General features: G+C 41.9%; 18 protein-coding genes and 1 other RNA gene. 7 read left to right on the forward strand and 12 right to left on the reverse strand.

Features of this window, described 5'->3' with window-relative positions:
- The first annotated feature begins 223 nt into the window (after positions 1-223).
- Together rlmD and AS141_RS08925 are read left to right on the forward strand one after the other, a co-directional pair.
- Positions 224-1,630, forward strand: coding sequence for a 23S rRNA (uracil(1939)-C(5))-methyltransferase RlmD (rlmD, locus tag AS141_RS08920; protein ID WP_057937311.1), 1,407 nt, complete (start codon positions 224-226; stop codon positions 1,628-1,630).
- A complete protein-coding gene (locus AS141_RS08925) occupies positions 1,627-2,004 on the forward strand; it encodes a hypothetical protein (protein WP_057937312.1) in 378 nt (125 codons plus the stop codon). The genes rlmD and AS141_RS08925 overlap by 4 nt, the downstream gene beginning before the upstream one ends.
- Positions 2,005-2,086: 82 nt before the next feature.
- Here the strand turns inward: AS141_RS08925 and AS141_RS08930 are convergent, their stop codons facing one another.
- On the reverse strand, positions 2,087-3,379 hold the full coding sequence (locus AS141_RS08930; RefSeq protein ID WP_057937313.1) for an aminopeptidase P family protein: 1,293 nt from the start codon (positions 3,377-3,379) through the stop codon (positions 2,087-2,089).
- Positions 3,380-3,759: 380 nt separating this feature from the next.
- Between AS141_RS08930 and AS141_RS08935 the strand changes: the two genes are divergently transcribed.
- From AS141_RS08935 to AS141_RS08950, 4 genes are all read left to right on the forward strand, one after another.
- Positions 3,760-4,989: a M16 family metallopeptidase gene (locus AS141_RS08935; RefSeq protein WP_057937314.1), complete on the forward strand. Its 1,230-nt coding sequence runs from the start codon at positions 3,760-3,762 to the stop codon at positions 4,987-4,989.
- Between the two features lie 2 nt (positions 4,990-4,991).
- A complete protein-coding gene (locus tag AS141_RS08940) occupies positions 4,992-5,636 on the forward strand; it encodes an O-methyltransferase (protein WP_057937315.1) in 645 nt (214 codons plus the stop codon).
- 66 nt (positions 5,637-5,702) lie between these two features.
- Positions 5,703-7,289, forward strand: a complete 1,587-nt coding sequence (locus AS141_RS08945; protein ID WP_057937316.1) for a lytic transglycosylase domain-containing protein — start codon at positions 5,703-5,705, stop codon at positions 7,287-7,289.
- Between the two features lie 24 nt (positions 7,290-7,313).
- Positions 7,314-8,306 (forward strand): DUF3078 domain-containing protein, encoded by a 993-nt coding sequence (locus AS141_RS08950; protein ID WP_057937317.1) that lies wholly within the window; start codon positions 7,314-7,316, stop codon positions 8,304-8,306.
- Here AS141_RS08950 and AS141_RS08955 read toward each other — a convergent pair.
- Both AS141_RS08955 and AS141_RS08960 read right to left on the reverse strand, forming a co-directional pair.
- A complete protein-coding gene (locus AS141_RS08955; protein WP_057937318.1) occupies positions 8,303-8,758 on the reverse strand; it encodes a hypothetical protein in 456 nt (151 codons plus the stop codon). The two genes, AS141_RS08950 and AS141_RS08955, sit on opposite strands and share 4 nt — an antisense overlap.
- A gap of 119 nt (positions 8,759-8,877) precedes the next feature.
- Complete coding sequence (locus AS141_RS08960) at positions 8,878-10,023, reverse strand: DNA polymerase III subunit gamma/tau (protein WP_057937319.1); 1,146 nt, start codon at positions 10,021-10,023, stop codon at positions 8,878-8,880.
- Between the two features lie 183 nt (positions 10,024-10,206).
- Here AS141_RS08960 and ssrA point away from each other — a divergent pair.
- Positions 10,207-10,608, forward strand: a transfer-messenger RNA (tmRNA) gene (gene ssrA, locus AS141_RS25960).
- Positions 10,609-10,671: 63 nt separating this feature from the next.
- Here ssrA and AS141_RS08965 read toward each other — a convergent pair.
- From AS141_RS08965 to AS141_RS09000, 9 genes are all read right to left on the reverse strand, one after another.
- The gene (locus tag AS141_RS08965) at positions 10,672-12,105 is read right to left on the reverse strand and encodes a recombinase family protein (protein WP_157243417.1); all 1,434 of its coding nucleotides are present in this window, start codon (positions 12,103-12,105) and stop codon (positions 10,672-10,674) included.
- A gap of 274 nt (positions 12,106-12,379) precedes the next feature.
- The gene (locus tag AS141_RS25965) at positions 12,380-12,571 is read right to left on the reverse strand and encodes a JAB domain-containing protein (protein ID WP_232424853.1); all 192 of its coding nucleotides are present in this window, start codon (positions 12,569-12,571) and stop codon (positions 12,380-12,382) included.
- A 169-nt stretch (positions 12,572-12,740) separates the two neighbouring features.
- Positions 12,741-14,147, reverse strand: a complete 1,407-nt coding sequence (locus AS141_RS08970; RefSeq protein ID WP_057937321.1) for a kinetochore Spc7 family protein — start codon at positions 14,145-14,147, stop codon at positions 12,741-12,743.
- Complete coding sequence (locus AS141_RS08975; RefSeq protein ID WP_057937322.1) at positions 14,147-14,746, reverse strand: hypothetical protein; 600 nt, start codon at positions 14,744-14,746, stop codon at positions 14,147-14,149. The genes AS141_RS08970 and AS141_RS08975 overlap by 1 nt, the downstream gene beginning before the upstream one ends.
- A gap of 465 nt (positions 14,747-15,211) precedes the next feature.
- A complete protein-coding gene (locus AS141_RS08980) occupies positions 15,212-15,613 on the reverse strand; it encodes a hypothetical protein (protein WP_057937323.1) in 402 nt (133 codons plus the stop codon).
- A gap of 154 nt (positions 15,614-15,767) precedes the next feature.
- Complete coding sequence (locus tag AS141_RS08985; protein WP_057937324.1) at positions 15,768-16,184, reverse strand: hypothetical protein; 417 nt, start codon at positions 16,182-16,184, stop codon at positions 15,768-15,770.
- Entirely contained in the window at positions 16,184-20,818 is a 4,635-nt protein-coding gene (locus AS141_RS08990) for a DUF6443 domain-containing protein (RefSeq protein WP_057937325.1), read from the reverse strand. Before AS141_RS08990 ends, AS141_RS08985 begins: the two co-directional genes overlap by 1 nt.
- A gap of 8 nt (positions 20,819-20,826) precedes the next feature.
- Entirely contained in the window at positions 20,827-21,273 is a 447-nt protein-coding gene (locus AS141_RS08995) for a hypothetical protein (RefSeq protein WP_057937326.1), read from the reverse strand.
- Between the two features lie 6 nt (positions 21,274-21,279).
- Positions 21,280-24,351 carry a hypothetical protein gene (locus tag AS141_RS09000; protein WP_057937327.1) on the reverse strand — a complete coding sequence of 1,024 codons (3,072 nt, stop codon included), beginning with the start codon at positions 24,349-24,351 and terminating at the stop codon, positions 21,280-21,282.
- Position 24,352: the final 1 nt, after the last annotated feature.

Here is a 24,352-nt window from a genome sequence, read left to right on the forward strand (position 1 = left end):
CTATAATTTGGGTTAGGACATCAAAAAAGCAACCAGATTAATTTACTTCACTGATTCAATCTATGGGGCTCTTTCATGCTCAACCTTTTCTAAACCTAAATTTCAATTTTAAAGTTTTCTACTTGAATAATATTTCTAGCAAAGGACAATTTTACAAACGATATAAATTTCAAGTTAGCTGAGAGATTCCCTATTAAAAGCAAATTTCCCTAATTTTGCGCCCATGTCGCGAAAAATGAAGAACAAAGTGATTACCAACTTACTCATCGAGCGGATTGCCTCGGAGGGAAAATGCCTGGGACATCATGAGGAAAAAGTGGTTTTTGTAACAGGAGTTGCGCCTGGAGATGTGGTAGATGTACGGATTACGAAGGGAAAAAGCTCCTTCATGGAGGGAGAACCAGTAAAATTCCATGCATATTCCAAGGAAAGGATAGATCCTTTTTGCTCGCATTTTGGCACATGTGGCGGCTGTAAGTGGCAGCACATCAATTATGATCTGCAGAAAACATACAAACGCCAGCAGGTTGTGGATCAGTTTCAGCGGATCGCCAAAGTGGAAATGCCTGAAGTGATGCCAACCTTGGGTTCAGAAAAAACCCGCTATTATAGAAATAAGCTAGATTTCACATTCTCCAATAAAAAGTGGTTGACGCTGGATCAAATCCGGTCAGGTGAGGATTTTGACAGAAATGCCCTGGGATTCCACATTCCAAAGATGTTTGACAAAATCATCGATGTGGACCACTGCTATCTGCAGGGAAATATATCAAATGAAATCAGAAATGAACTCCGGGCATTTGCTTTGGAAAACAAACTCAGTTTTTATGATATAAGGAATCAGGTGGGACTTCTTCGAAACCTGATTATCCGAACCACCAGCACGGATCAGGTGATGGTCATTGCGCAGTTCGGTGAGAATAATCCTGAAGAAATCCTACAGGTGATGGGTTTTTTGCATGATAAATTTCCCGCTATCACTTCCCTGCTTTATGTAATCAATACCAAGGGAAACGAAACCTTCCACGATCTGGAGTTGGTCACTTTTGCAGGAAAAGATTACATCGAAGAAGAAATGGAAAGTCTGAAATTCCGGATCGGACCAAAATCTTTCTATCAGACCAATTCAGAGCAGGCTTACGAATTATATAAAGTCGCAAGGGACTTTGCCGGTCTGAAAGGTGATGAAGTAGTCTATGATCTCTATACGGGAACCGGAACAATCGCCAATTTCATAGCAAAGCAAGCGAAGCAGGTAATAGGAATCGAATATGTCCCCGCGGCAATTGAAGATGCAAAACTCAACTCGCAAATCAACGGACTAGACAATACGCTCTTCTACGCAGGAGATATGAAGGATATGCTGAACGATGAATTCATCGCAAATCATGCTGCCCCTGACTTAATCATTACCGATCCTCCAAGAGCAGGAATGGATGAGAAAGTAGTGCAAATGCTTTTGCGCCTAAATGCTCCCAAGATCGTGTACGTATCCTGTAATCCCGCCACCCAGGCCAGGGATGTAGCTCTTCTGGGCGAAAAATACAAAGTCGATAAAGTGCAGCCCGTGGACATGTTTCCACAGACTTACCATGTAGAAAATGTCGTACTCTTAACTTTAAAATCATGATTTCAGATTTCAATGATCCCGAACTGAGTGGAAAATATCTGGGGACAATTACCAGTGATTTTATAAAAATATCTGACGCATTAAAGGAAGCCTCCTATCAGATCCGAACCCGTAAATTCTCTGATTATCCAATTTTCCCCATTTCCAAAGAGATGCAGCCAATAGGGAAAATCTTTGTCGGCAAAGAGGAAAAAGGACTGGACTGGAATTACTTCATGACCTACGTGGATGAGTTTGTCCAGCGAAAATTGATCTCTGAAGAAGCACTTCCTGACTTCCAAAAAGCATACAAAGACCCGGATGAATTTTGTTGTTTGTTTGTCATGGATGGGGCTTTCACCAGTTTCGTTTACATTCCATATCCAAATGATTAATCCGGGGCCTGGACATCAAAAAAGCTTTACCTGCTGATTAGGTAAAGCTTTTTTGTTTAGTTACATGTAGTGAAACGTCTGATTAACTATTCATTAATTCTTCTATCTCCTCTGCTTCAACCGGGATGTTTCGCATCAGGTCAAAATACCCCTTACCCTCTTGTATCACTATGTTGTTTTCCAATCTGATACCAAGACCTTCTTCCTGAATGTAAATCCCAGGCTCAACAGTAAAAACCATCCCAGGCTTGATCGGTCCGTGCATAGTCCCTACATCATGCACATCCAGACCCAAATGGTGAGAAGTGCCATGCATAAAGTACTTTTTGTAAGCAGGCCAATTCGGGTCCTGGTTTTTAATATCTGTTTGGTCTATCAGTCCAAGACCTACCAATTCACTTTGCATGATCAATCCTACTTCCCTGTGGTAATCCTGAATGTTGGTTCCTATTCTCAATATATGGGAAGCTTCCTTTTGTACCCGTAGGACAGCCTCATAAACGGCCCGCTGTCTTTCCGTAAATCTACCACTCACCGGAATGGTGCGGGTCATATCTGCATTGTAATTGCCATACTCCGCTCCTACATCCATCAGCAGCATTTCACCAGCCAGACATTCCTTGTGATTTTCGATGTAATGGAGAACACAGGCAGAAGCCCCTGAAGCTATAATGGGTTCATAGGCGAATCCTTTACTGCGGTTTCTGACAAACTCATGCAGGTATTCCGCTTCTATTTCATATTCAGTTACCCCGGGTTTGACAAAAGAAAGGACTCTTCTGAAGCCTTTCTCGGTAATATCACAGGCGATCTGTAGTTGGTCTATTTCCTCCTTTTCCTTCACTCCCCGCAGCTTGTGCATGATAGGTGCAGATCTATGGTAGGTATGAAGCGGGAATTTTTCTTTGCATTTCTTAATAAACCGGGCGTCCTGGGTTTCCACTATCACGCCGGCACGCAAATGCTCATTGGTGTTCAGGTAGATATTACAGCACAATGCGGCCACGGTGTTGAATACCTGGTCAAAATTGGAAAGCCATTGAATATTTTTGATCCCTGAAGTAGCTTCAGCTTCTTCCTTTGTATATTTATGTCCTTCCCAGATGGCTATGTGTTCGTTGGTTTCCCGTAAAAAAAGCACCTCTCTCATATGAGGGTTGGGGCAGTCAGGTGCCACCAGCAGAATAGTCTCTTCCTGGTCAATTCCTGTAAGATAAAATAAATCGTTATTCTGGCGAAACCGCATAGTACCATCAGCATTAGTAGGCATGATGTCATTGGAATTGAAAATCGCTACGCTGCTCTCAGCGAGTCTGTAGCAAAATTTCTCACGGTTCTTGATGTAAAGTGAACTGGGAAGAGGTTGGTATTTCATATGATTATATTTTGTCTTTTAAGGGCCATATGGAATCTCGCATGCATTATAATCATTCCTCTGTGTGTTGCCTGCAACATGATCGATTTCATCTGCTTATTTTTTATTTCTCAGCGGTCATATGGAATCTCACACTGGAATACATGCTCGATTTCACGTACAAATCATATGGTTTTTACAGGTCATCCCAAGCTAGCAGAAGGAAACTCTAAATTTTCACAAATCGCCTCAAGCAAGGAATTTGAATAATGCTTACTCATGGATTCTTTCTGATTCCGAAATGGAAAGTTACTAATTCTAGGTCAGAAATCAGGTCAGAAATTCATCCGGAACTAATTTCCTGTGTTACTTTGTATATTACCGAAAGGGTAAATTAAAGCATGGAATTAAACATTAAAGAACTAAGCAACGGCATTCGGATTGTCCATCAGGAAGTTACCCATACCAGACTAGTTCATTGCGGATTTATTTTAGATATTGGAAGTAGAGATGAGAGCAAGGAACAAGAAGGGCTGGCTCATTTTTGGGAGCACATGGCCTTCAAAGGCACTAAAAAGCGCAAAACTTTCCACATTCTCAATCGTCTGGAATCACTCGGCGGAGAGCTCAATGCCTACACTACAAAAGAAAAGGTGTGCTTTTACGCTTCTACTTTAAAGGAACATTATACTAAAGCTTCTGAATTACTCTTCGACATTACTTTTAACAGTACTTTCCCAGAAAAACAAATAGAAAAGGAACGCCAGGTTATTCTTGAAGAAATGGCTATGTACCGCGATTCCCCAGATGATGCAATTCAGGATGAACTGGACGAGTTGGTCTTTGAAAATCATGCCTTGGGAAGGAATATTCTGGGAACGGAACAAACCGTAGGGAGTTTTACACAACAGGATTTCTTTGATTTTATTTCCACCCGGCTAGACACTTCCAGACTGGTATTTTCAGTGGTAGGAAATATTTCTTTCTCGAAGGCACTTCACGGGATAGAAGGACCTTTATCCCAGATCCAAACTAAGAGAAGTCTTTACGTCCGTAGTAATTTTAATACCTATGTACCAAAGATAAAAATTCAGGAGCGGGATGTTAGCCAGTCACTCTGTGCCATTGGACGACCGGCTTATTCGCTCTATGACAAAAGCCGGTTTAAGCTTTATCTTCTAAATAACATACTGGGAGGACCAAGTATGAACAGCCGCCTAAACCTTATGCTTCGCGAAAAACACGGTTACGTCTATAGCATAGAATCCAGCTATCAGCCATTTTCGGATATTGGTTTCTTGGGGATTTACTTTGGCACCGAGGGAAAGACACTGAAAAAAGCCCAAGCATTGGTGCTCAAAGAAATGAGTAAAATGGCCAATACAAAGCTGGGCACCCTTCAGCTTCACATGGCAAAGGAGCAGGCGATAGGTCAGATGGCCATGGCAGAAGAGAATTACTCAGCGTTGATGCTTGTGTATGGAAAAAGCCTGCTGGATCATGGGAAAGTAGATCCGTTGGAAAGTATTTTTGATCAGATCAGAAATACAACTGCGGAAGAAATCCAGGAAATTGCCCAGGAAATGTTTAACCCAGACCAACTTACTTTCCTCACTTATATCCCCCAATAATCATGGAATTCATCGACCCTGCTCTTTTAATTTATTGCGAAGATCATAGTAGCAAAGAAGATTCTCTACTTAGGAAAATCACCCGGGAGACTCAGGCCAAAGTGATGATGCCCCGAATGCTCTCAGGCCATCTGCAGGGGAAATTACTGGAGCTTTTTACCAAAATGCAAAACCCCAAAACAATCTTGGAAATCGGCACCTACACCGGATATTCCGGCATCTGCATGGCGAGAGGATTGGGAAAAGGAGGAAAGCTCATCACGCTGGATATCAATGATGAGCTGGAAACGATGGTCCGGGGATTTTTTGAAGAAAGTGGTCTCGCCGACAAAATCGATTACAGACTGGGAAATGCGATGGAAATCATCCCGACACTTCCCGGCCCCTTCGACATGGTTTTTATCGATGCGGATAAAATCAACTATAGCAATTATTACGAATTGATAATTGATAAGATGAATCCCGGCGGCATTATTCTAGCTGATAATGTGCTATGGTCCGGAAAAATTCTGGTAGACAAAAACCAGGCTGTTGACAAGAATACCCAGGCAATTCTGGACTTTAATACCATGATTCAGAATGATCCCCGTGTGGAAAATGCCTTGCTCCCCATACGTGATGGAGTGATGATAGCAAGAAAAATCTAAGGGAGACGAAAAGGGGAATCATTTTTGCTAAAATGAGGCCAACACGACGATGAAAGCCTTTTTCGAATGAAAAAAACACAGATCACCTATTTAATTTTCATCCTGCTAGTTCTTTTTGGGCACGAGTCCATGGCTCAAATCCCTCAGGTTCCTGCTGAACTGGAATTTGCAGACCTCATAGTAAGAATCAACCCTCAGGCCCGTCGGGAAATACAATTGGATGTGGATGCACAGTATCGCAACCCCTCCTATTTTAAAATAAAACAAGAACGGGTCAATCTGTATATGCCGATCATCGAACGGGAACTCAGAAACGTAGGTGTCCCTACAGACCTGAAATACCTGGTAATCCAGGAAAGCGGCCTGATAGGAGATGCGGTATCTACTTCGAACGCTGTTGGATTTTGGCAGTTTAAGCAGGGTACTGCCGAAGAGGTTTTTCTTAGGGTAGACAATCAGATCGATGAGCGGAAAAATATCGTCTCTTCCACTAAAGGCGCAGCACTTTATCTTCAAAAACACAATAATTCATTTGACAACTGGATGTGTGCTTTGGTGTCCTATCAGATGGGTTTAGGCGGAGCCAAAGCTTATTTTGGCACTCAATACAATGGAAAGCGCTTAGTGGATGTGGATCGCAATACCCACTGGTATTTCAAAAAATTCCTGGCCCATAAAATTGCCTTTGGAAGCCCGACGATAATGCTTACAAGCAGTGGTAGGTATATGGTGGAAGAGCGCGTACAAGGCCCTACCACACTGACAGCTCTGGCAAAAAAATATGGGGTAACCGAAAAACATTTACAAGAATATAATCTATGGACACGGAACGGGAAAATCCCCGGAGACAGGGCATATACAGTAGTCTATGTGAAAGATGGATCTGCTCCTATACAACCTGCAATCATCACGGAATCACAACCGAAAACCGGAAACGCAGCAACTGCAAATTCTTCCCCTGCCTATAAACAAGCAGATTCGTACCCGAGAATTTCCGGAAATACAACCAAAGCTTCACAGCCTGATCAGATCAAAGTCAATAACCTTGATGGTGTACAGGCAGCTCAGTCCACTACTCAAAGTACATTTTCAGACAGAGTGGGCCTAAGGGAAAATAAACTAAGAAGACTAAATGATTTGGACAAAGGAGAGCGAATCGAAGCCGGGGAATATTACTATACCGAGAAAAAGAAAGCCAGTGCTGAAGTGGCCACGCATATCGTGAGACCCGGAGAAACCTTATGGAGTATCTCCCAGAAATACGGAATCAAGCTAGCTGCCCTGAAGTCTAAAAACCGAATTAGAAAAGATAGTGATCTGAAAGCTGGAATGGTGCTCAATCTCCAAGAACACCGAAAGCGCGGAGAGGAAATACCAAGAGTAAACTTGAACACTCAAGCACCAACCAGAACGGCAGTGGCCACTACTGCCACTGGCTCTTCGGCTAGCCAGCCATCATCCAGGCCTGCAATCCAAAATAATACTTCGGGATCAGCGTCTTCCAAATTTACCCATACCGTTGTTAGTGGAGAAACACTGTTTGCCATCAGCAAAAAGTACGGTGTCACTGTCAATCAATTAAAGAATTGGAACAATATCGGAACTCAAAACATCATTTCCATTGGACAGAAATTGGTTATCTTTCGTCCCTAATCAGCCATTCCCTAAGCTTTTTAAATGTCAAAGTATCTCCTGATTTTTGGATTATTTCTAGTATGCCTCAGCCAGACTGTTAAGGCTCAGGATAGGCAGTATATCCCCGATACGGTACTTATCAATGGAGATACATTGCTGATGCTGGGAGACTCCCTGTTGATAGATGAGCCCGTAAAGGAGATCTTTTGGAAAACAGGGGGTAATTACAACCTCAATATCCAACAGGTCACCTTATCCAATTGGGCAGCCGGTGGTGCCAGTACGTTTGCGCTGAATTCCGGCCTGAGCCTATTTGCTAATTACAAAAAGGACAACAAAGTGTGGGATACTCAGCTCACCGTCAGTTTAGGTTTCAACCGACAGGAGGATAGAGCTTATCAGACCCGGAAGACTAATGACAACTTCACCTTTGTAAGCAACTATGGTAGAGAGCTTTCAGAGTTCTTCTATCTATCTACCCAGCTAGATGCCAGAACCCAGCTTCTTGCCGGATACAAATACGCAAGACCTTCGGGAAGTGACGTGGAAGTCCGTACCAAAATTTCTGATCTGCTGTCCCCAGGCTATATACAATCTTCGACGGGTCTTAACTACCGGAAAACCTACAAGGATAAAAGTAAAATCTCTGTAATTCTTTCCCCATTTACCGGACGATTTACAATAGTACTGGATGATTCGCTTAGCAGAGCGGGTGCATTCGGGGTAGTTCCCGGGGAAAATGTAAGAGCAGAGGCAGGGGTTTCTTTAGCAGCCTCAGTAGTGGACATCCAGCTGATGAAAAACATCACATGGAAGTCTGACATTAACCTCTTCTCTAACTATGAGGTATTTGGAAATATGGTGGTCAACTTCAATTCCGTGATCCGAATGAAAGTAAACAAGTTTATCTCCACCCGTATAGAAACTGTTTTGATCTACGATGAGGAGGTATTTATCAAACAGGATGATGGCTCATCCAGGCAAGCTGTACAGCTACAGAACCTAATAAACTTCGGAATATCCCTGGATTTCTAGAAGTCTGTCTCCAGGCCAAATCTCCGCTGAAACTCTCCAAGCGCCGCATGCTTGCCCTTCAAAAAATTAAATTTATCCGTACTGGTATAAAGCTTGTTTCGCTCAGACTCCAGTTCTTCCTTCAATTCCAATTCTATTTTAAAAAGATTGACTCTTCCCAGTTCTCTTACAATTCGGATAAGTTCAGGTTTCATCTTCAAAGCAAGTTCTTCCTGGACATGCCCCATTACTTCCAGGACTACCAAGCCATCCTCATTCATTTTCATAGATTCGCCAAGAATTGCCAGTTCCATGCTTTTCCCAAGCTTCTGAAAGTGTTCTCTTACTTTTGGAAATACCTCATCCAATATTTCCTGGGTGAGATCTCTTCCCGCCTGTATTACTTCGACTACCTCTTCACTCACCTTGGCTTTGGCATTCTGAAGCTCGACCTTGGCTTTTTGATCAGCCAATTGCTTGGTATGCCCAAGATTTTTTGGAATAGAAATAGTCTTTAATAAACTAGTCTTGGCAGCACCCGAAGTTGTAGGAAGAGGAATAGGTTCTTTAGGCAGCTCAGGCTCTGAGGCTGTCAGGCTTTTTTTTTTGTGTCTTCAGCTGCCATCATGGACAGACGGAAAGCCTGCGGAAGCTTTGCCATTTTCATCAAAGCCAATTCTACATGTAAGCGCTGATTCTTGGAGGTCTTGTAATGGATATCGCATTGGTTAGCGATGTTCAACGCAGATAGTAAAAACGAGGCCGAAGCAGCTTCTGTTTGCTGCAGATAGCGCTCTTTAGCCGACTCTGATACCTCTATCAATTCCACAGTCGCCGGATCCTTCGCTACCAAAAGATCTCTGAAATGCTCGCAGAGTCCAACTATAAAATTGTGACCATCAAACCCTTTCTTCAGAATCTCATCAAAAATCAATAAAACCTGAGAAAGATTCTCGGAAACCAAGGCATCTACGACTTTAAAATAGTAATCGTAATCCAGAATATGAAGATTGCCTATAGTCTCATGATAGGTCACTTTTTTACCCGCGGAATAGGTCACTATCAAATCGAACATCGACAATGCATCCCGAAGCGCCCCGTCAGCTTTGGTGGCGATCAACCGGAGGGCCTCCTCCTCATAATCTACGGTTTCCTTCTCCGCGATGTACTTTAGATGTACTGCTATATCCAGAATTTGAATCCTGTTGAAATCAAAAATCTGACAACGGGAAAGAATAGTAGGTATGATTTTGTGTTTCTCGGTAGTAGCCAAAATAAAGATGGCATACTTCGGAGGTTCCTCCAAGGTCTTCAAAAAGGCATTGAAGGCCTGGTTTGAGAGCATGTGAACCTCATCAATGATATATACTTTGTACTGCCCTTTCTGAGGGGCATAACGTACTTGATCTACCAGGTTACGGATATCATCTACCGAGTTATTCGAAGCCGCATCGAGTTCATAGATGTTGAAGGAGCTGTTGTTTTGAAAAGAAACACAGGATTCGCATGTACCGCAAGCTTCGAAATCCGTCTGGAGATTTGTGCAGTTAATTGTCTTCGCCAGGATGCGGGCGCAGGTAGTTTTACCCACCCCACGTGGACCACAAAACAAAAAAGCCTGCGCTAAGTGATTGTTTTTTATGGCATTCTGCAGCGTGGTAGTGATATGCTGCTGTCCTACTACGCTTTTGAAATCTGCCGGTCTGTATTTTCTTGCCGAAACGACGAAATTTTCCATCACCGCAAGATATAAAAAACTCCATACTCAGGAAGCCCAAAGTATGGCATTTTCAGACAATTTTCGCCAATTATTTGATTTACAACCCCATGAAAATTCAAATTAATAAAGGTTTTTCAGAGGTGAGAAAACTCTTCACCAAGGGAACCAAAATTGTATTACTTTTGTCATCCTATTTCAAATGGGGCTGACCGGTTTTGACAGTAAGTGTAAAGATCGGGCTCGCATGCAGGCTGGAGTATGTACGGCCTTGAAAAATTCATATGCACTATAAATGGCGAAGAATCTTACGCTATGGCTGCCTAATCTTACCTTAACAGGAAAGAAAGCTTAAAGGGTTGAGTTACGAGAGTAATTCCCCGGCCACATCTCACCGCCCGTTGTCTGATCCGGGTGGATCTGAGGTGTCGACTTGATCGGACTGCTGCCTGTGATGCTATTAAGCAGGTATAAGACAAATAGCTAAGCCGGATTCAGGTGTGTCACCCAGCATAATCCGGTCGAAAACCCAACAGGTGACTAAGCATGTAGACGGTACGGTGTTTCCTTATCTGGACCAGGGTTCGAATCCCTGCAGCTCCACCTGACGGCACAAATCCGATTTTGAAGGATTTGTGCCTTTCTTTTTTGAAGACAATCCCTTATTTATCAGATAGATAAGATTAACAAACTTGTTGACTTCGGGGGTTCGAACTTTTTCGCCCTGAAAACTGATTTTTTAAAAAAAGTCGAACTCAGTATAATTTTCTTCTCCTCGACACTCGCATTTTCATATAACTCTCCAAGCCTACCCATCACCATCAAACCCCTGTCTATCATTACCTTAAAGTCTTTTTTAGGGGTTAGCTTCAATGCCGAAATCTGATTTTCACTGCTGTCAATTTCTCTTTGGCACTCTCTTTTTATTGAATTGAAATCTTCTGAATCAATCTTATCCTCCATAAGAAGATCCCTCGCTTTTTTTAATTTGCTGTTTGCCTTCTCAATCTTCGCCATCAAACCATCACGATTCTGATTGTTATGGTTAAGCTTTATATTCAGCAACCCGGTGATTTCGTCCTTAATAAAAGAAACTATCTCTGGTCTTACAGTGAAATCATTTAATAATTGTGAAATACTATTGTTTGCAATTTCTGCGCGGATCCTGAATTTACAGGGAGACTTGCAATGATAATAGTAATGGTACTTTCCTGTTTTGCTCTTACTTCCACTTCCAGAAATATTCTTTTCACAAATGGGGCAAAAAAGAAAACCTCTTAGCGGCAAACGATCACTAAGTAAGGGTTTCGATTTTCTAATCTTTGCACTTCTTTTTCCATCCAAAATATCCTGTACGTTTTTAAAAGTGAGTAAGTCAACAATCCCATCATGCTGCCCTTCAACGTAATGGGCATCCTCATCTTTAAATGCTGCAACAAAGATCTTTCCTATGTAATGTTTGCTTCTTAGCATTCGCCAGAAGTTCGCCTTGCTCATTCTTAATCCTTTCTCCCTCATACTTCTAAAAACATGTTCGACAGAGAAGTCACCTGTAGCTACTAAATTAAATGCTTCACGAATTATCCCAGCTTCCTTATCAACAACATCAATGAATTTAGTGCCGTCTTCTTTTGCTTTATTTTTGTATCCATAGGGCGCTTTCTTTAGATATCTTCCTTCTTTAGTCGCTCTCCTAATCCCATAAAAAATATTTAGGGCTCTTCTATCATTCTCTACTTCAGGCGTGGCCAAGTATATAGCCAACATTATTTTGGATTCGGGAATCGCCATATCCAATGGTTGCTCTATGGCCTGGGGCTCAATATTACTCACCTTCAACAGATTGATCATCGTATATGCATCTCCAGCATTTCTACTGAATCTATCCCATTTTGTAAAAAGTATTAGGCCCTTTTTTCTACCTCTATTATTTTTAATTCGACTAAGGTATTTCTGCCATTCTGGACGATCAAATGTTTTTGCACTGTGATCCTCGTAAATCACATGCCTGACCTTATAAAAATTTTGCTCACAATGCCTTGTAAGGACTTCAAATTGAGACCTTTGGGAATAACCCTTATCAGCCTGTTCGTCAGTACTCACACGAATATACAAATCAACCTCCACTTTATTTAACTATTTGATTTACAGCTAATTTACAAAATTTTCTTATAAGTTCGTAGACTTTCTCCAGGTCATCTTGTGTTAATTCTATGTCTCCGGATTCAAGACATTTTCTTAACTGATCTAACCTCTTAAATCTTGAGAATTCCTTTGTCTTCATAAGTATGAAGAAACTAGCAACATAAGGAATTATCTCACACTGAAATCAGAAGTTGGAATGCTTACAGTCAGTTCAAATAATAAAAAAGGAAACCTAAAGCTCCCCTTCATCAGCAAAGGAATAATACCCATCTGCAGTAACAATGATATGATCTAGAACAGAAAGATCCAGTTCCCTGCCGATTCTAACCAGCTTTCTGGTCAGCAGTTTATCCTGTTCAGAAGGCAAACGATTTCCTGAAGGATGGTTATGCGCCTGATGTAAAGCTTTACATGTTATCGGCAAAAAATCGTTTTTGTTCACTGGATCCCATCAGACAGCATAGATGGCTGCAGGAATGCTGCAAAAAGAAAAACATCAATAAATTTGTATTAAACAGACTGAACATGGTACATAAAATAAAACCTACTCCTAAACTGCCTACAATACAATAATCAATAGGACAATCCACGCCTTATAAAAAATCGGACTCCCCAACATCCTTCAGATAATACTCTACCTTTTCTTCCCCTTTATCTTTCAGTTCATCAATGGGGATTAGCTCCTTGACTTCCTTTTTGATCTTCCTGAAGGAACCGATCTCAAAGCCGATCTTCAGCTGTACCCTGCTTTTGTACAAGCTGGATCTTTTGTCAAAGAACGGATCAACAGAACCCATCACCACTGAGCGGATTGTATTGCCCATCGGGATGGTCCTTCCAACCGCAAAGGCGGAAGCCCAGGCTTTCCCCTCAAAATCCCTGGACTCATAGCCTTTCGGGTTGGCGACGGTTACCCGGTTCCGGTTTACTGTGCCCTGTGCAAACCAGTTGCCTTTGGCAAAACGTACTCCCGTAAACATTCCCACACCTTCTCTCCTCAATTTCTCCTTATCGTCAAACTGCTTTTTCCAGCTCACCCCTCCCAGCAGGGAGAACTGCTGGGAAAAGGAATAGGACAGTCCGTAATCCAGCAGCAGTCCATCACCAAAGGAGGTCAGCGGATCATACCACAGCATCATCCCGATCCGGTGGACAACAGGGACTCCTTTTAACCGGTTTGGCTCAAAAAATTCTTTCTTCTTGTTTTTCAGCTCGGAGGGAATCGTCTTTATATTCCCAAGTGAATCGATCTTCAACTTGGAAAAGTCCTTTCCTGCCTGTTGGATGTATTCATCACTGATATGCTCGGCCTTCTCTTTCGCAAGTTCCTTGGCCTGCTCAAAAGGAATATCCGAGGGCAAGCCATTTTTAGTCAGCTCTGCCAGGGCATCCTTACCGTAGAAGTCCGGGAGCTGTGCGCTCCTGGGGTCAACCCCTTCTTTTACTATTCCTGTAAGCTGTTCTTCCACTTTGGGCATGAGCCATTCATTGGTCAGTGCCTTGAGGTTTTCGTTGTTCTGGTCCACCAGGGATTCCAGATCAGCAACTTCATGGATATCTTCTATCCTTGCTTTGGATTCATTCACCCGCTCCAGTGTGTTTTTTGTGGCATTCTTGATTTCTTCTCCGGGGATATCCTCGCTTTGGACCAGGCTTTCCAGTGTTTTGCTTTCCTGTTCCAGCACTTCCCTGCTCCTATCCTTGGCCAGGTTAAACAGGCTGTCCCTTTGTGTGCTGTCAGCAGTGATTTCCCTGAGGTCTTTAAGTTCCCTGCGCAGGGAATCATAAGACTTCTTCAGTGACTGGATCTGCTTAAGCTCTTCCAGGTAAGGGATTTCAGGTTTGGCGGGAAGCTTGGGAAGTGATCCGGAAACAGATGGGGCAGGGAGTTTTATCTTATTCCCTGGAAATGACTGTGCAGCAACAGTACTACACATCAATACCAGGAAAAGGCAAATAATCGCCCCATTGACAAATCCTGTTCCTTTAGAAAAAACCATTATTCCCTGTTTAGCAACTTTTCGATCAACAGATCCTGTTCCTTTATTTTCTTTTCCATGGCGATCATGTAGAGGGTAAGCTCTTCTATTTTCTGGAGGAGTTTTGCATCCATTGCCCCCAGTTCAATTCCGTTCGCCAGTACTTCGCTTTCACTGGGGATATCGGGCAGGTGCCTGTTTGCAAGTATAAAGGATTCCACCTCGGACAGGGAGCGTAGGCTGTATGTGGGCTCAAAAACAAAGTCTGGCCAGCCTGTCAGTTCCAATTTCACCTCATGGGCCCTTATGTTTCCATTTACCGAAAGTCTGCTGGTTGGATTTGAGGTACCCACCCCAAGGTTCCCGTTGACGATCACCTTTCCCGGCTGGGGTGGTATTGCATTATCGAAATATTGCCAAATCTCAAGCGCTGCATCTCCCTGGTGACTATAATCAGTCCCGACTCGCATATGGGATGTCGATGTACTGTTACCATTTGCCCACAGATAAAATGGATTCCCACCACTGTTATTTGGAACCGTGATGGCCTGGCCTTTAACAAGGGCCGGACTTAAAACCGCAAGAAGTCCGGCGGCAATTCTAAAAACTGTTTTCTTCATATTTGTTATCTCGAATACTTTAATCTTAAACTTCTATTACTATATAAAACAATTCTATTACAATCATTCAAAAATGCTAAACAAACCACCTATCATCATCACTATCAAATAAAAAAAGTCATGAAGTTCAGAAACGGAAGACTTGAGCATATATTGAGTTCAAACATGTATCATTTTCAGAAGGTAATATCTCTATATCTAATATAAGCTCACTTATTTTCTCATCTCCTATTTCACATTCCAACTCATACTCATTATTAGATCTTCTTTTTACTCGAAGTGGATATTCAAATTTTCTTGTAGAAAATTTCAAATCTCATTAAAAGGAAAATCATTTCGAAGAACTATGGTCGTAGTTTTTTCATTTTTCCTTTTTTCAACTTCAATAAGCTTAAAAGTATTATAGGTCTTTTGATTATTTTCATAACTCGCAAAATAAATTTCCCTATCATTATAATAAACCGACTAATGCTTAATATCCTGTTGTTTTATAATATTTTTAATTTCAGTATTATTATCTGATGTGGTAACTTGTTCCTTAATTACTCTATTATCAAAATCTTGAGAAACAGACTCACCCTTATTAGGGTATTTTAAAGATTGTAAAGTTCCATTAGGATTATATTTAAAATTAGTAAACAAATTCCCATCATCACTTAAAATCCCATATTCGGTCAAAAACCACAAAGAATCATTAAATTCAAAATTATAAATATTACCATCATACTTGAAAATGGCCTTATTCTGACCACTTTCTGCTATGATTTGAAATTGGTCTTGCATATTTTCATAACAGCAGAACATGAGTTGGCACGCTGAAAGTAATCCTATAAATTTCGTTAGTTTAATCAAATTTTTATTTATCATTAGTTTTTTTGGCAAATTTTGTACTTGATTTACCCTCTGATCAACGACATGATTTGTAGAGCTAGCAAAATAAATTATTTATTACGTGTAGGATATCATTTTTGCATATACTCAACTATTCCTTACTATCATAAAACGAAAAATTTAATCTTTTCTATTTTTTATTTAATATGTTAAGCATAGGATTTAATGAAATGTTGTTAGAATGAACAACCCAGTATGAAGAATCAATTAGTTCAATAGTAAAAGTACACTCTTTATGCATAACATCATCATTCAAGTATCTTTTAACTTTTAATTCATCTTTATCTGCAATTATTAAAATCTCAATTACTTGTGAAAATTTTAGGGATAGATTTATTAACTTCTTCCAACTTATTTCATAGCCATTAATTGAATTATTTACTTCCCTTTCAAATTTCAGCATTGTCTTATCACCTAAGTCGCCAATAGCTTCAAGCCACAATATCTTCCAATATAAGTTTTGGCCATTTTCAATACAGTTTAAAATGTCAAATAGAGAAACTGACAACACCATGTCGTCATTTCCATGTATTTCAATTTTTTCCATTATAAATTATCTGTTTTAACTGGTTCAGCTTTTTTAGATCTCATAGGTGTTCCCCCAGAAGGATTAGGTTTATACACATGTTGATGAGGATTAGGATGATTACTCGGCCTTCCATGGTCAGTAAAGTCTATATCTTTTAAAGGATTACCACTCTGGTCGAATTCCCTAGCCTGTCTATAATTACCGTTTCTTCCCTCTTTAGTGCCCAATTGAGTATGTGGTCCAGTTGCCTTAGGATCCGCTTGAGGTTCTCCATTTGGTTTTCGAGAAAGCCCTTCTTTTGGAGCATATCCGTTTCCCTCAGCATTTAGTCTCCCTTTCTGATTTGTGAGATTATTATAACCAGAAACAGCCAAAACAGTGCCTTCGAGCACTGCTGCCGCTCCACCAGCCACCGCTAATCCAGACCCAGGTGTTAAAGTACCGCCTGACACCAAGGTGACAGCAGTTCCACCTGCAACAGCAGCACTACCACCGTCAACCAATCCTACACCCGTAGTAATGCTGTAGATATCTCCTGCGTCCTGGCCGAGATTATAATCCGAAGCCCCTCCCTGACTGACAAACCTTGCACCCATTTGACGGACATCAGTGAAGCCCCCAGAGGCATTGTCTACAACAGCCACAAGGAAGCCCAATACTTTGTCTCCTGGGCCCTCTCCGTTTGTGTCCTCATACCTAATTGGATTGTTTGCTCCATATAGATAAGGGGACCATGAATTGTATGTCTCCGTTTTGGGATCGATTGTATGAAAGCGCCCTATGACAGGATCGTAATAACGTGCCCCATAATCATATAAACCAAGATTTAGGTCATCCAGAAGCTCCTTCCCGTTGTAAAGGTACTTATTCGCCTTGATCCCCCCATATTGAAAGCCTAGTCCTTTCAGCTCCAAGCCCCAGGGGTCATAATGGGTCTCCTGCACGATGGCCGAATTAACACTCATCACCATCATATTGTCAAACCAGACATCCTCTGCCGTTTCGTTTACCACAAAGGTTTCCATATATCCGTCTTTGGAAATATACATATTCTCTTCCAACACCTCGTGTTGGTTTGCCGCATTTTTAGAGAGGACTTTCTTTCCTACCTCATACCTGTTGCTGTCCTGATCGTAGAGCGCATACATCAAGTAGGCCTCAGGGGCTTCCTTCTTCTGCAGATCCTTAGCCAAGATATCAGCAAGGTTCAGTAATGCTATCGGGTTGGCACCGCCCGCACGCTGGGTACTAACCGCCAGCTCGTTCAGGTCAGTCACCAGTCTTTCCTTCCCTCCTGCCGCCATAAAGCTGGCCGCACTGGCTTTCTGTTTCTTGTCTTCTAGGTACTTGCCGTGGACCTGCAGTTTCAGGCTGTCACCCGCATAGATCTCCTGGGTTCTTCCGGGGCCTACCATTCTGCCTCTACTCGCATTCAGCCAGGCCACCTTGTTTCCGCCTTCGGTCACGTTATGCTCCGGTTCGGTCTGTCTGGATTCAGATACCATCGAAAACTCAATCTCTTCCGTTTCCGCACTCTGTGTCTCCATGGTGGCTAAAAAGACCTGACTAACTGGGCTGCGCAGTACCTGACGCACATTCCCCAGGTGATCCTTTACATAGAACTCACCCCAGAGCTCTCCGTCTTCAGCAACAAACCTTCCTTCCTCATGCATTAGGTAATCAAGACCTCCGTTTAGAAGAACTGTTTCACCGATGTAATCCTGTGTCTTGGTCAAGGACCCACTGCTGTTGTAAACCTTCTGCGTCAATTTATTCCCCTCGGCATCATAGGCAAATTTTAGTTTGGCTCCTGCAGTGAAACTGATCTCAGCGGGTAAGTTCAGATGGTTATAGGATATTAAGCTTATCTGCTTATCCAGATTACTTTTCTGGTTTCCGTTGGCATCATACCCATACCCTGTGGTACTTCTTTCCTTAAAATCCTGAGAGAGATAACCTAAAACTGTATTGATATCTCTTACCTGCGAAAGACGGTTGCCGCTTGAGTGATAAGAATAGACCAGGTCGTCTACAATAGACCAGGTTGTAGAAGTCCTCTGGTTATTCCGCTTCATGGTCTTGATGTTCCCGTTCCCGTCATAGGTGATCGCACTCAGGCTAAAATTCTTTGAAGCATCCCCTGAGAAGGTGGCAGCCTTTATCCTGTTTGCGTTATCATAGGAATAGGTATAGGTGCGGGAAGTAGCATCTTGTCCTCCTGTCCATGAGATCTGAGCAATGTTGCCGTTATTGATCCCTGTGGAATTATAACTGAGTGATTGGGTGAAGATTCCGTCAAACCCTTTACCGAGTGCAGTCAACCAGCCCCTGATATTATAGGTGCTTTTCTGGGTTGCATTAGAGGCCACGGTCGGAAAGGTTTTCTCTGTCTGCCTTCCCAGATCATCGTAGGTGTATTGTACCAGGGTTTTTACGGCACCATCCCCCACTTTATGAGTAACGGTGGATAGCTCCCCTATCACGTTGTAGGCATAGGTTCTCAAAACCGTATACTTGGAAGAAAGGGAATTGGTGATCAGACTTCTGGTCGGCTGATCTTCAAAGTTGTAGGCAGTAGATGACCTTACCGTCCCTCCTACCTGGTGCTGTCCCAGCGTCTGGATCACCCTTCCATCATCGTCATAAAAAATCGCAGTGGTATAAAACTCCCCGGTCTCGAGGTTTTTTACCTTTTTGCCCGTTTGCAGCCCATGGATCCGGATACTTGCCTGGGGAGCAAAATTTGTAGCCGCGCTATACGTCATTCCTGGCAGAAACTGGTAGGAATCGTAGTAATTTACTGTAAGGATTTCACCCTCATCTGCTGGCCATGCGCTTGCCGAACCGGAAGCGGGTGGTGTGCCGATCCTGGCCGTGAAGCTCTGGTTTCCCGTTGCCTTCATGCTGAATCCGTCCTTGAGGGTGATCGAGGTAGAGGCCACATACTCCTGATAGCCGTCATATTTGGCAGAAGTAATGGTTGTTCCCGTTTTAATTTTTGCCGTATTTGCTTTCACTGAAGCATTATTGTTCCCTGTATTCAGGGCTGCCTGGAGAACATTCATGGAGTCCGTGCTTGTGGTTAGCCCCGTAAGCACCGCTCTCCCTAGTCCGTCATATTTGGTGTATAGCCACTGCTTTTTACTCCGCAGGTTACCGTCCTGAAAACCTACCTGCCTATCCTGGCTGTCATAGAGATAATATTCTACACTTTTCCCGGGCAGGACTTTTTTGATTTGCCTGCCCCTGCCGTCATAGAAGTACCTGAAATATAACTCTGCAGATGTTGTCTCATTTGTACTGGATGCAACCGTCCATCCTGCCTTTGCTATCAGTTCTACCGCCAAGGGAGGGATTACCACTCTGAGCTGTCCCAAGTCATCGTAAACATAATAAGTACACAGCCAACCTCCATGCCCTTTATATACTGCCGCGGCTGTATTCTGTACTTTCTTCAATATAACCCTATCTAGATTATCGGTATATTCAACAACTGTTTTGTTGTCCTCATCCTGGACAGTTTCAACCCAGAGCGTATTGGCGGCATACAGTGCACCCGGAACAGGGTACCCAGCAGCATTAACCGTGAAAATCCTCACACTATCCCCGGAAGCACCTGTGACATTAGGCCTTCTCAAGAATTTTGTCTCTTTCCCGGATCCCATTTTCCAGGCTGCGCCCGGGGCAGCCTGTTTATCCACCCTGTTCAGCGGGGAAGGCTCAAATTTCTTTTGCGAATAGCCAATGGGATTGGTCTGGTAAAGGGATGTATAATAACTGTTTTGTTCGGAGATGGCAGAGGGACGAAAATTCCCTGATTCCGTTCCATTTGCCCGGGCATAAGGGAGATACTCTTTTTCCTGCCTACCGAACTGGTCGTAAGCTGCAGGAGTAATTAGATCCTTACCTGAAATGGTTGACTGTTTAAGTACCGTCTGGGATTGTCGCCCCAGCGCATCAAAATAATCAAACGTTTTATACGAAGTGCTCGCGCCTCCTGTAATCAATGTGCTTTTATTCGTACTGGGGATCCTGGCTGAATATTTTTTTACGGAATTATAATTGTTGATCAGAGCCTTTACAGGAACCAGATCAGAAATACAGTTCGTGGCCGTATGCTTATATCCTAAATAATACGTTTTAGAGGTGGTGAGAGTGGGTGTGGGGAAATCCTTTGCACTGTAAACCAGCGTCGTCTGGTTTGTATCATACCAGACATAGGAAAAACCGGAAGGAGCGGCATCAGCACTAAGCTGAACAATTCCAGGCCCCACTCTGCTCCCGTCCGGTGCCGAAGCTGTTACGTTCGAACAATAATCGCCTACGATGGTTACAGAAATACTAGCAAAATAGTAATTTCCGGCATTCGAGTATTCATATCCAATTAGTAAAGTACCTGGATAGCCAAAATACCCTGTCAATGAATTCATAGAACTGGAAGAACCGGACAATCCGCCATCCTCCCAAAAATAGCTGCCGCCTGACGGAGGGGCGATCTGGTTCCCATTGCTGTAAAATAATACCTGAAACTGGATAGTTTCTCCGACATTGGCTTGGGATGGGCCCTGGATCACTACATCCGTTACGCCTTGCCCAAAAGAATTTGAGCAGATGATTGCCAACAGCCCCAAAAGACAGATAAAGTTTTTCATCTTAAAAATTATTGTTTAATCAATACAAACCTTTTTACCTGGCCTTTCTCCTGCCCTTCAGGAATCATCAACAGGATATCTTTTTCAATAAATTCAATCGTGTAGACCAGATGGGTGTCACCTGTGTGGATTTGAAGTTTTGAATTGTCATCAATATGCCATTTACCTTCATCTTGGTAGCTGTTCTCACCATATTCCCAATCCACTTTGAAAAATCCGTCGTTTGAAAAAACGTATTCCCTGGAGTCCAGTGATGCCTGAAGTCTTTTGAACTGGTCTGATGTCAAGGAATTACCCTTTCCGTAGTTCAGATATTTTGCTTCCATCGGAAGGTGGCTGTTTTCATTGCTTATCTTCCAAATCCCTGCAAGCATAGCTGCTTTATCCTGTGCATAACCAATACCACTTGAAAGAAGCACCGCACAAAAAACACTTACACTTAAAATTATTTTCATAGTATTTCAATTGCTAAACATGTATTCATACTCTACCGCTTCTTTATAGAAACCTTTATCATCCTTTATAGAAATCAGCCTGCCCAGACTGTCATATTCGTAATAGAAAGTCCTGTTTTTGCTGTCAGTATAGCTGGAAATCCCCTGTAATGGCAGATAAGTATAGGTGTTAAAAGTAGAGGTAGCCGGATGGAACCGGAGTTCATCAATTAGAACACCGCTGCCACTGAGCGTAAAAGAGCTGGTGGTGATATCACGCTGGACCAGTCTCCACTCCGTATCACTGAGAGCTACAGTGCTGCCCAGAATATTCCAGGATGTTGGGCCGGATGAAGTCCTTTTGGCCCAAAACGTCAATTTGAAAACATTGGAAATGCTGCCACCAAAGCCTGTTTTAGTGATGGCCCCACTACCAAGGTTATAGTATTTCTTACCTGTTTTGGAAGCACCTGTAGATGTATTCGCTTCAGAATAAGTCCAGTTCAAGTTGTCACCTGTCTCAAAAGAAGTGTACGCAACATTTGAAAGAGATGCGTTTGCGACAAAAAGTATCGGATACTCATTCCCATAACCCCATTTAATACTAGAAACAGAGTAGTTGTTCTTTGTAAACATAGTAAGCCTATTGTTGGTATAGGTGTTAAAGACAAGCCTTGATTTAAACCTTGAATCCTTCGAATAATTCCCGACTGTTCCGGAAGGAAATAAGCTGCCGGTTCCCCTGCTGCTAAATTTAAACGATGCACTCGGGATCGGATCGACTATCTCAAGATGGTATTCATTGTCTTTTAATCCTTTTCCATCAGACTTGAATTCCCTTGAAATACCACCTGTAATTAAATAGGAACTACCGCTGCTGACTGCCGAAACCTCTTCAACAACCAGGTTAAGAATATGATTGGATTTCAGTAAGTTGATTGTAGCATTTCCGGTGGAAAAATCATGTGGATACTGATAAAACTTCCACTTCTTTCGGGAATCACTCAAAGTTTCAGACTCTTTGGTAAGTTGCTTGTGCGTAGAATTATCATAATAATAAATAGATAATTTCGTATGATTAAGGACACCCGTTGTATCAAACTTCATCACTTTAGTTGTATCAATATATTTCCAATTTGATACTATGGAAAAATCAAGAGAAGCATAACCGTTTTCCTTATACTTTGGTAAAAGTATTTTTGCATTAACGGTAGTATTGCTTACAATTTTTACAGAATTAATTCCTTCTTCCACACGGGTATATACAGAACCATTCTTTTTAGAAATCACATAGCGGTTCAAAAAACCATTTTTATTTTCAATAAAACGCGGAAGACCTGGATATACCTGTGTAATTACAGCCTCATTGAAAAAATAATAATCCTTTTTCCCATTATCTACTTGATTTAAATAAATCTCTGACACCTGACCGTACCCAATTTCGTATCCTCCTGCTCCAACGGCAGCCGAGTAGTTAGACGATGACATTAGAGAGCTATAGAAGCGCGTGACATCTGCAGCAGCATATATCGGCATACCATTACTATCTATGCCCTGATATATACATTGATCAACTCTAATTTTATCCTGGCTCCCCTGTCTATACCTACTTCCGTTCATCCTTTTTCCATCAAAATACTTATATTCTTTAAAACCTAAGGATATATTTAAGTGATCAAACTGTTCAATTTTCGCTATTCTACACCCAGGACCTATTTTTCCTCCATAAGGACTATTTGGAGGACTCTCTCCCTCCATTAAGGATGAGTTAAAGTTCAAGTAATTGTTTGATTCAAAGGTATAAGTAACTTTAGCACCTGTAGGGTAAACTATGGACCGTAATAAATTAGCTTGCACATGAGCCGATGAAGGCTCTCTATTCGTAACAAGATTAGGATTTGCCGTCTTTCCATTATAAAAACCCCAATAATCAACGGCGGGGGAATCCTTATCCGGAAGATTTAATGTATTATATGCAAATGAATACGTTTTAACTGTTTCAGTATTCGACTTTTCATACAGCCCCTGGAGTTGAAGCCGTTTTGAAAGTTTATCCGAACTTCCAGAGCCACTGCTAAAATAGTCATGTTCAAATTCAATCTCTTTATAAAAGCCAGAAGCATTGGATTGTATTAGTATTTTGGAATACTTCAACGGTAAGCTTGACCCTTCATAATCCAAATCAACCCGGGAACTCGTCTGAAATTGAATATATCCGTTAGGAAAGTTAACTCGATTCAAAAGCAATTGATCTGTACTTGTTCTTACAGTCGTATGACTAAAAATGGCCGGTGTATTGGGAGGTGGACATGCCCCAGTATAGTCTGCTAAAGAGATATGATGTGTACTTTTGTATTCATTTTTTACCTTTCTTGGGTTCGTAATATATTGAAAGGTGATTTCATCTCCTACAGGACTTTTTAAGCTACTGAGAAACCAACTGGAAATATAATTTGTCGTAGTGCTACTACCTGCGCTTGGTAACACCTCGCTTTTAGTATTCTCAGTAGAATTAAAGCTATAAATATTACCCGAATCATCAGTTACCTTAAAGGTTGAATTAATCAATTCTATCTTGAAGGGGACTTGGTTAAATATCACAACTTTATAATTCCCAGGAGACGATGGATCATAGTTCAGAACAAATTTCCCTGCAACCCCCAAAAGATTAAAACTAAATATATCAGGAGAGCTATCCCGACCTTTACCTGGTTCAAAACTTGCCGGGTCTAGCTTGTAAAACCCTTTTACTGACAAGTCATCTATCCCCCGTATTTCCCTAGTAATTACCCCAGTTGCATTAAGTATCCATCCTAATCCCACTGCAGAGGCTTCTTCATTAACTTTTAAGCCCTGTGCATTGTAGGAAAGTCCAAGATTATAACTCAGTGAATTTCCTGAATATTCATATAATGGAATAGATATATCAGGAATACCGGAGTATGTCGCATCTGGGTAATTTGAAACCTTTGTTAAAGAACTGGCTTCAGGTGATGGAGGAACAACTATTGGATCAACTAAGGCACTCCCTGTTTGAGCACTTGCTAAATTTGATAGAAAGATTGCGACTCCTAAAAACCAATAATATTTTATTTTCATA

It is taken from the genome of Algoriphagus resistens (genome assembly GCF_001442615.1).
Taxonomy (GTDB): Bacteria; Bacteroidota; Bacteroidia; order Cytophagales; family Cyclobacteriaceae; genus Algoriphagus; species Algoriphagus resistens.